The organism is Palleronia sp. (genome assembly GCF_042089775.1).
Taxonomy (GTDB): domain Bacteria; phylum Pseudomonadota; class Alphaproteobacteria; order Rhodobacterales; family Rhodobacteraceae; genus Palleronia.
This window is the reverse complement of the sequence record NZ_JBELKF010000250.1, coordinates 1-2,609: the sequence shown is the minus strand read 5'-3', so window position 1 is coordinate 2,609 and position 2,609 is coordinate 1. Positions and strand designations below refer to the sequence as shown.

Genomic DNA, 2,609 nt, shown 5'->3' with positions numbered 1-2,609 from the left:
CTCGGCCATCGCCCTCGCCGCTACCGTCATCTTCTGGTTATGAGTCCAGAGCCTATGCTGCGAGGTCTGCCGCAGGCACAGCGCTTCGCACTCATCCTCGAAGACCTGCTTGCTATCCGCCGCGCTCATGGAGGTCTCGTCCAGTAAGGCCACAGAAACATCTGGCTGCATCTCTACGCGACTTGCCTCACCCACTTGCACGACGTCGGAGACATCGAGCGCGAGATCACGGCGATGGCCGCCGCAGCCACCCCTGGGCTCGCGCCAAGTGAAATAGCCGCGATCGCACGTCAGGCCATGGAGAAAGCCAGCCTTCCTTCGGCGGCGGCATCCAGGAGCGATGGAAGATATACTTACAGAGGCGCGACCGTCGCCGACATGCTTGGTATCACGGCCGAGATGGCATGTGTTCTCCAGCTTCGACAAGTCGTGCCTGAAGAGGAGAAGAGGCGCCGAAAGGCGGCGCGGCAAAAGCAGCGACGCGCCGGTCGAGGGGCCGCGAGCAGGGAGGAGTATCTCGAAGCCAATAACGCGTCCCGGGCGAGGCCGTGGAGCGCGCTCGGAATCGGCAAGACGAAGTATTGAAGTATTATCGACTGAAGAAGTCCGGGGAACTTCCGGCGACCGTAAGCCGCCCCACGGCGAACAGGTCCGTGCCGACTTCAGGGCGTAGCCAGAATCCAGGCCCCGAGGAAAGGCACCCCGGAGTCTCTCATGCCTCTCTCGGGAGGCAGGATCAGCAGTCGAACGGCATGCACAACCCCGGACGGAACCCGGCGGACAGCGGAGGCGAGTAAACTGCGGCAGGCGAACGGCGCGCAGAAGGCCAAGAAGAAAAAGGCCCACTCCCGTGCCCTGACGCATACCAGGATCTGCGAAACCGAGAAACGAGTCGACTCTTCAAGCTCGCGAACTGTTCGCTTGTGTCAGCCAAACGAAACCGCGTGCTGCGTGACCTGCGAGCGGCCGATCTGACGCCTGTGCAGATCAGCAGACAAGCCATCGATGCCCTCCAGGAGCTGGCGGGAGGTCTCGAGCCGGCGATTCGGGGAGAGACCAAGACGAGATATCTCCACGACGCGAACGACATGTCGATTGGCCACGAAGAGCCGGCGATGATGCCAGCATCGCGTTGATCCGGCTCCATGCGAAGCACCGCCGTCAGTGGACCGATCAGCCTGGCCAAGCCGGCCGCTGGATCGTCTCGAGATACCGCCAGAGCGCCAGCATGTCCGCCGGAACCGGGGTGCCAATACCTTCTTCGATTTCCACGACCACGGTCGGACCCAAGGCGAGATCCCTGAAGGCCGGCATTGCGTTTCCTCCGTCGTGCATCCGGGCCAGGACCTCGATGCTGGGGAACGTGCCCCTTGCGTTCATCGCCAGGCGCGTCAGGTCCGGCGCGCTGCCGCCTCGGCCGTCCGGCCATGGCAGGAGGCGCAGGTCTGCTGGAACAGGATGGCCCCGCGCGTGAGGACAGACCACTTGGGGCTCGGGTTGCATGCGGCCAACGCCAGGCTGGTCAGCATCATCGTCAAATCCGTTGTTCTGCGCCCCATGCTGGCCTCCCCCCTGTATGTCGTCTGTCCCGATGCTGCCGACAAAGGTCTTCGCGCGCCTTGATCCTGATCAAGGCCATGGCGATGCGGGAGAGGTAGGATTGGGCTGCATGACCGAAATCCCCGCGCCCCCGCCCGACCTCGACGCCGACCTCGACACCGTCCTCGACACCGATCACGGCGCCGCGCCGTATTTGCGCGAGGCGGTGCTGGGCGCCATCGACGGTGCCGTGACGACATTCGCCATCGTCGCCGGCGTGGCCGGCGCGGGGTTGCCCATCGGCGTGGTGCTCGCCCTCGGGACGGCTAACGTCGTCGCGGACGGGTTCTCGATGGCGGCGGGCATCTACGCAGGCGGGCGCGCGAATATGGAAGACGCAGCGCGCCGGCGTGCCTTGTTCACCACGCTGGTGACGCGCGACCCCGCCGCGGCCCGTGCCCGCCTGGCGCGCCTTCTTGCCGCGCGCGGCCTGACCGGAGACGCCCTGATGCAGGCGACAGAGGCCATCGGGCAAAGCCGATCCGCTTGGATCGGCTTTCTGGTCGACGGCATCGACGCGCCATCCGTACCGGCACCAGCCCGGGATGCGGTGGCCACCTTTCTGGCTTTCCTCTGCTGCGGTCTTCTGCCGCTCGTCCCGTTCGCCGTGGGTGCGCCACATCCCTTCGCCACGTCTGTCCTGGCGACCGCAGTGACGTTCGCCGGGATCGGCGTGCTCAAAAGCCAGTGGTCGCTGCGGCGATGGTGGACCTCTGCGGCCGAAACCCTCCTGATCGGTGGGGCCGCGGCCCTGATCGCCTATGGGGTCGGGCGCCTCTTCGAGGGGTGAGGGCCGTCGTTGACCGGCATTATGGTTCATGCTCAACGAGCCGCGAAAAAAGCCACCGTCGCGGCGCTTGTGCCCGAATGGCATGGTCTATTGGAGGCAACTCCGCCAAATCGCCCTGGCGTGCATTCCCTGCTGTTCGACAAGGCCGTAGGCTCAGGACCCATCAATCAGGTTGAGGCTTTGCGGCCCGCATGATTCACGGCCCTCGAACAAGAGGGGG

The 2,609-nt window shown here is 65.2% G+C and carries 5 protein-coding genes; 3 read left to right on the top strand and 2 right to left on the bottom strand.

Annotated elements, in window-relative coordinates:
- Nucleotides 1–195: 195 nt before the first annotated feature.
- Together ACFDS3_RS20730 and ACFDS3_RS20725 are read left to right on the top strand one after the other, a co-directional pair.
- On the top strand, nt 196–585 hold the full coding sequence (locus tag ACFDS3_RS20730) for a hypothetical protein (RefSeq protein ID WP_375264214.1): 390 nt from the start codon (nt 196–198) through the stop codon (nt 583–585).
- A 359-nt stretch (nt 586–944) separates the two neighbouring features.
- Entirely contained in the window at nt 945–1,136 is a 192-nt protein-coding gene (locus tag ACFDS3_RS20725) for a hypothetical protein (protein ID WP_375264213.1), read from the top strand.
- 37 nt (nt 1,137–1,173) lie between these two features.
- On the opposite strand, the gene ACFDS3_RS20720 is transcribed toward ACFDS3_RS20725, so the two are convergent.
- Both ACFDS3_RS20720 and ACFDS3_RS20715 read right to left on the bottom strand, forming a co-directional pair.
- Nucleotides 1,174–1,314, bottom strand: a complete 141-nt coding sequence (locus ACFDS3_RS20720; RefSeq protein ID WP_375264212.1) for a hypothetical protein — start codon at nt 1,312–1,314, stop codon at nt 1,174–1,176.
- A 77-nt stretch (nt 1,315–1,391) separates the two neighbouring features.
- Nucleotides 1,392–1,559, bottom strand: coding sequence for a c-type cytochrome (locus ACFDS3_RS20715; protein WP_375264211.1), 168 nt, complete (start codon nt 1,557–1,559; stop codon nt 1,392–1,394).
- A 110-nt stretch (nt 1,560–1,669) separates the two neighbouring features.
- On the opposite strand from ACFDS3_RS20715, the gene ACFDS3_RS20710 reads away from it, so the two are divergent.
- Complete coding sequence (locus ACFDS3_RS20710; protein WP_375264210.1) at nt 1,670–2,389, top strand: VIT1/CCC1 transporter family protein; 720 nt, start codon at nt 1,670–1,672, stop codon at nt 2,387–2,389.
- The last annotated feature ends 220 nt before the right edge of the window (nt 2,390–2,609 follow it).